Source organism: uncultured Aureimonas sp., from assembly GCF_913775355.1.
Lineage (GTDB): Bacteria > Pseudomonadota > Alphaproteobacteria > Rhizobiales > Rhizobiaceae > Aureimonas.
This window is the reverse complement of the sequence record NZ_CAJYIU010000174.1, coordinates 1-5192: the sequence shown is the minus strand read 5'-3', so window position 1 is coordinate 5192 and position 5192 is coordinate 1. Positions and strand designations below refer to the sequence as shown.

Here is a 5192-nt window from a genome sequence, read left to right as displayed (position 1 = left end):
GTGTCGCGGCGATCACGGAACATTTCAGCCTGAAACAATTCGAGACGAACGTAAGCCGGCCATACATTCTCTAGAGGATCGACGGCAGGCTCGTCAGGAGACGGTGAAGGGTCGTGATCGTCCCCATGTCGGCGATACCGTCCACGCGGCGCGGCCGGAAGTGCCGCTGAAAGGCAAACGTGTTGAAACGCGTTGCCTCGTCGAAGGTTCCGCTGATTTTCTGAAAATATCCGTAAGCCGCAAGCAGCCCCTGATAGGCCTCGACAGGCTGCCCGCTGTCGCCCATCGCCAGGAAGCGGCCGCCGGTCGCTCTAGCGGGCTCGGTCCAGTGGCCAACCCCGGCCGCGAAAAGTTGATCCCACGGGAAGAGTTCGCCCGGATCCTCCTTGCGTGTGGGGGCAACGTCGGAGTGTGCGAGGACACTTTGTGGCGCTATGGACCAGCGCGCGACGCAATCGCGACACAATTCGATCACTGCCGCCACCTGCGCGGGAGGGAAGGCGCGGTAGCCGTGTTCGTGGCCGGGGTTCACGATCTCGATGCCGATCGACCGCGAGTTGACGTCGTCGCGGCCGCGCCACCACGACACGCCGGCGTGCCACGCGCGCCGGCTCTCCGGCACCAGCTGGAAGACGCGCCCGTCCTCCTCGACGAGATAGTGCGAGGACACCTCGCCCTCCGCGCCGGACAGACGGCGCAGCGCCGCCTCGCCGCTGACCATGCCGGTATAATGCAGGAGGAGAATGTCAGGCGACGCGCCGTTGCGCCGTGCGTCGTGATGGGGCGACGGGACGACGTGATCGACCAGCGTGCTGTCCGGCGTCATGTCATCGCGACCCGGCCCACGAGCGACCATGCCGCGTTGATCGCCTTCATCCGCTCGGTGGCTATTGCCATGAACTCCTCCGGAACCCCGCGCGCGGCCAGCCGATCCGGATGGTTCTCCTTGACGAGCTCGAGATAGCGCCGCCGGATCACCTCGGGCGGGTCGGTCGGCCGCACGCCCAGAACCGCGAACGCCCCTTCCGGCCCGGACTGGACGTGCCGCGCCCTGACACGCTCGAACTCGTCCTCGGTCATCCCGAAGATCTCGGCGACCCGCGCTAGGAACTCCAGCTCGCGCTCGTGGATGGTGTCGTCGGCGCCCGCGATGTGAAAGAGACCATCGAGGACGTCGCCGAGCAGCGCGCAGTTGCCCGGCCCGCCGTCGCAAAGCCCCCGCATCTTGGCGGCATAGATTTCGAAGCCGGCCGTGTCCCGCCGCGCGAGATCGTAGAGCCGGAAGACATTGCCGACCTCCTCGGGCGGGATCTTGAAGATCTCCTGGAAGGCCCGAATCTCCCGCTGGGTGACGACGCCATCGGCCTTCGCCATCTTGGCCGACAGGGCGATCATCGCGACCGAGAACGCGACGCGCCGGCGCGTGTCGCGATCCCCGGCATAGGCGGTGCGCACACGCTCGACGATGGCTTCGATGGCCTCCGCGCCGGTGGCGGCGAGATCACGAAAAAGCTGGGCGAGCGTCGAGAAGATGGACATGAGAGCCGGGTCCTGCCGCCGGTTGGGCGAGTCCCCGTCGTTCTATCCGATCGCGGCGGGCGGCTCAAAGGTCTTGGGCCCGCCCGCCGGGCGGGCCAACGAAAAGGCCCGCGCATCGCGGCGCGGGCCCTGTCGATCCTGCGGGGATCGGCGGATTACTGCGTGGTCGTGGTGCCCGTGGTGCCGGTCGCGGGCGTCGTCGCGGGCGCCATCGAGCTGCCGGTGGCGGGCGTCGTCGTCGTCGTTCCCGTCGCGGGCGTCGTCGTCGTGGTCGTCGCGGCCGGGGTGGTGGTGGACGAGCTCTTGTTGTCCGAGCACGCGCCGAGCGCAAGCATGGAGAGGGCGCCGATGGCGAGGGTCAGGGAACGCATGGATCGTCTCCGTTGGGTTTTATTCTCCCCACAACGACCGGATTGGAAATGGGTTCAATTTCATCAGTTCACGCCGTGAGTCTCGTTGAAACATGCCTTGCGTCAGGCTGGACGCCTCGGTCCGTGACAGGCTGGCGCAAGGCTCCGACGGGAAGGTCCCGGCGGGCTCCGGCCGCCTTGACGCCAACGGGAAGACGCATGCGCGCGATACAACGCCTCCTGTCGCGGGCCGCCTTCGGCTCGCGCGTCCTCCTCGTCGTCGGGGCGGCGCTTGCCGTCGCGGGATGCCGGAGCGCCTCGCTCGATCCCGCCGACCTCGGGCTGACCGGCGTCGCCGGAACGCAGCCGAACCACTATCCCGTCCATGGCATCGACGTGTCGAAGTACCAGGGCAAGATCGCCTGGGAAACGGTGCGCGCGGGTGGCGTCGCCTTCGCCTACATCAAGTCGACGGAAGGCGGCGACCGCGTGGATTCCGCCTTCCGCCGCAACTGGGACGCGGCGGGCGCAGCCGGCGTGCCGCGCGGTGCCTATCACTTCTTCTACTGGTGCCGGCCCGGCGTCGAGCAGGCCCGGTGGTTCATCGAGAACGTGCCGCGCGACCCGGCCGCCCTCCCCCCGGTCCTCGACGTCGAATGGACGCCGGACTCGCCGACCTGCACCCGCCGCCCGCCGCGCGAGGAGATGGTGCGCGAGATGACCGCCTTCATGGACACGCTCGAGAAGCACTACGGCGTGCGCCCGATCATCTACGCGCCGATCGACATCCACCGCGACCGCCTCGTCGGCACGTTCCCGAACCATCAGTTCTGGCTGCGCGGCGTGAAGGATCACCCGAGCGTCAACTATGCCGGCCGCGAGGACTGGCGGTTCTGGCAGTGGACCGCGACCGGCACGGTGCCGGGCGTCTCCGGAGAGGTGGACCGCAACGCCTTCTCCGGCACCAAGGCCGACTGGGAGACCTGGCTGCGGGCGCATCGCCCGGCCGCCTGACTTCCTCAAACCGCCCCATTTGGCCCGTCAAAGGCGGCAGATCCGAACCGCTCAGGAGCAACCGAACCGCAATGGCCCCTTCCTTCACATCGCTGGCGCTTGCCTCGACCCTCCTCGTCGCGGGCGTTTCTGGTGCGGCCGCGCAGGGCGCCCAGTGCGGCGGCAACTGGAACCAGTTCATGGACGGCGTGAGGGCCGAGGCGCTGGCCAAGGGCCTGTCGCCAGCCGGCGTCGATCGGGCGCTCGCCAACGTGCGCCAGGACGAGAAGGTGCTCTCGCGCGACCGCGGCCAGGCCGTGTTCCAGCAGGAATGGAGCCGCTTCCAGGGCCGCATGGTCAATAAGGACCGACTGGCCCGCGGGCTGGCGCAGCTGAAGAAATACGCCTCGACCTTCAGTGAGGTGGAGGCCGCGACCGGCGTGCCCGGTCCGGTGATCGCGAGCTTCTGGGGCCTCGAGACCGATTTCGGGGCCGTCCTCGGCGACTTCAACACCTTATCGGCGCTTGCGACCCTCGCGCACGACTGCCGCCGACCGGAAATCTTCCACCCGCACCTGATCTCGGCGATCGAGCTCGTCGACAAGGGCTACTTGCGCCCCGACCAGATGCGCGGCGCCTGGGCGGGCGAACTCGGCCAGACGCAGATGCTGCCCGAGGACTATATCGCCTTCGGCACCGACCAGGACGGCAACGGCCAGGTCAACCTCCTGACCGACGTGCCGGACGTCCTGATGACGACGGGCAAGTTCATCCAGTCGATGGGCTGGCAGCGCGGCCAGCCGTGGCTGGAGGCGATCCGCGTGCCGGCCGACTTCCCGTTCGACCGCGCCGCCCTCGTCAACAAGGAGCCGCGCCGCGCGTTCGCCGAACTCGGCGTCACAAAGTCCGACGGCAGGCCGCTGGAGCGCGACGACGTGCCGGCCTCGATCATCCTGCCGCAGGGCAAGGGCGGGCCGGCCTTCCTCGCCTTCCCGAACTTCGACATCTACCTCCAATGGAACAACTCGCTGACCTACTCGCTCACCGCCGCCTATTTCGGCACGCGGCTGGCCGGCGAGCCGGTGGTCGACATGGGCAATCCGCAGCCCGGCCTTGACGGCGAGCAGATGAAGGTGCTGCAGAACAAGCTCGCCGCGCTCGGCTACGACGTCGGCAAGGTGGACGGCATCCTCGGCGCCAACACGCGCGCGGCGGTGGCCACAGAGCAGGGCAAGCGCGGCTTCGCGCCGGACGGCTGGCCGACGGCGCCGTTCCTCGCCGCCCTCAACTGATCCTCGAACGGGCGGGCCATGACGGCCCGCCCGCCTGCCTTCAGAGCTTCACCAGCACCTTGCCGACCTTGCCGGGCGCGAGCGAGGCCTCGACCGCGCGGCCGATCTCGGCAAGTGGAACGACCTCCTCGGCCACAAGCGTCAACTCGCCCTTGGCGACGCGGGTCACGAGTTCGCCCATCAGCCGCTTGCGGTCGTCCGGCGACACGGCTGGGCCGACCTTGGCGCCCCAGAAGCCCTTCACCGTAAGCTGCTTGAAGATCACCGCGCCGGACGGGATCTGCATCGGCTCGCCGGTCATCGAGCCGAAGCAGACGAGCGTACCGTTCTCGCCGATCACGTCGGCAAGGTCCGTCGCCGCCTTGCCGCCGACGGATTCGACGCCGGCCTTGATCGGCGCGCCGCCGGTGAGCTCGCGCACCCGGTCCTTCCAGCCCTCGCTCGACGTCGAGACGGCGTTGCGGATGCCAGCAGTCTCCAGCTCAGTGACGCCCTCGTCGCGCCGCACCAGGCTGACGACGTGGATGCCGCGCGCCTCGGCGAGCTTGGCCAGCATCCGCCCGACCGCGCCGTTGGCGGCGTTCTGGACGATCCAGTCGCCGGCGGTCGCGCCGAGCGATTCCAGCAGCGTGATGGCGCTGAAGGGCATGGCGATCAGCTGCGCGGCCGCCTCGTCGGAAATTTCGTCCGGCACCGGCATGACGCCCGCCGCCTTGGCGATAAAGCTTTCGGCCCAGGTGCCATGAACCCCGGCCGCGCTGACGCGCCGGCCGACCATCGCGGCATCCACCCCCTCGCCCACCGCCTCGATCGTGCCGACCGCCTCGGAGCCGCCGATCGCGGGCAGCAGCGGCTTGTAGCCGTAGGTGCCGCGCACGGTCCACAGATCGTGGTTGTGGATCGGCGACAGGAGCGTGCGGATGCGCACCTCGCCCGGGCCCGGCTCCGGCGTCGGGCTGTCGGCCTGATGCAGGACGGTGGCGGGATCGCCGAACGTGTCGTGAACAGCGCTTTTCAT

6 protein-coding genes are annotated in these 5192 nt (G+C 68.9%); 2 read left to right on the top strand and 4 right to left on the bottom strand.

All coding sequences use genetic code 11. The annotated features are described in order from the left end of the window. Positions 1-70: 70 nt before the first annotated feature. The 3 genes from QZ753_RS11160 to QZ753_RS11150 form a co-directional block, all read right to left on the bottom strand. On the bottom strand, positions 71-826 hold the full coding sequence (locus tag QZ753_RS11160) for an N-acetylmuramoyl-L-alanine amidase (RefSeq protein WP_294643736.1): 756 nt from the start codon (positions 824-826) through the stop codon (positions 71-73). Next, positions 823-1539, bottom strand: a complete 717-nt coding sequence (locus QZ753_RS11155) for a DnaJ family molecular chaperone (protein WP_294643735.1) — start codon at positions 1537-1539, stop codon at positions 823-825. Before QZ753_RS11155 ends, QZ753_RS11160 begins: the two co-directional genes overlap by 4 nt. Positions 1540-1694: 155 nt before the next feature. Beyond that, on the bottom strand, positions 1695-1910 hold the full coding sequence (locus tag QZ753_RS11150) for a hypothetical protein (RefSeq protein ID WP_294643733.1): 216 nt from the start codon (positions 1908-1910) through the stop codon (positions 1695-1697). Between the two features lie 198 nt (positions 1911-2108). On the opposite strand from QZ753_RS11150, the gene QZ753_RS11145 reads away from it, so the two are divergent. Further along, positions 2109-2903, top strand: coding sequence for a GH25 family lysozyme (locus QZ753_RS11145; RefSeq protein ID WP_294643731.1), 795 nt, complete (start codon positions 2109-2111; stop codon positions 2901-2903). A 71-nt stretch (positions 2904-2974) separates the two neighbouring features. Beyond that, a complete protein-coding gene (locus QZ753_RS11140) occupies positions 2975-4174 on the top strand; it encodes a lytic murein transglycosylase (protein ID WP_294643729.1) in 1200 nt (399 codons plus the stop codon). A 40-nt stretch (positions 4175-4214) separates the two neighbouring features. Here the strand turns inward: QZ753_RS11140 and QZ753_RS11135 are convergent. After that, the coding region (locus tag QZ753_RS11135; RefSeq protein WP_294643728.1) for a zinc-binding dehydrogenase at positions 4215-5192 on the bottom strand (978 nt) is incomplete at its 5' end.

Bases quoted from the DNA above. Each gene is read 5' to 3' on its own strand.
- QZ753_RS11150 (WP_294643733.1), bottom strand. From the start codon at position 1,910: ATGCGTTCCCTGACCCTCGCCATCGGCGCCCTCTCCATGCTTGCGCTC.
- QZ753_RS11155 (WP_294643735.1), bottom strand. From the start codon at position 1,539: ATGTCCATCTTCTCGACGCTCGCCCAGCTTTTTCGTGATCTCGCCGCC.
- QZ753_RS11145 (WP_294643731.1), top strand. From the start codon at position 2,109: ATGCGCGCGATACAACGCCTCCTGTCGCGGGCCGCCTTCGGCTCGCGC.
- QZ753_RS11140 (WP_294643729.1), top strand. From the start codon at position 2,975: ATGGCCCCTTCCTTCACATCGCTGGCGCTTGCCTCGACCCTCCTCGTC.
- QZ753_RS11160 (WP_294643736.1), bottom strand. From the start codon at position 826: ATGACGCCGGACAGCACGCTGGTCGATCACGTCGTCCCGTCGCCCCAT.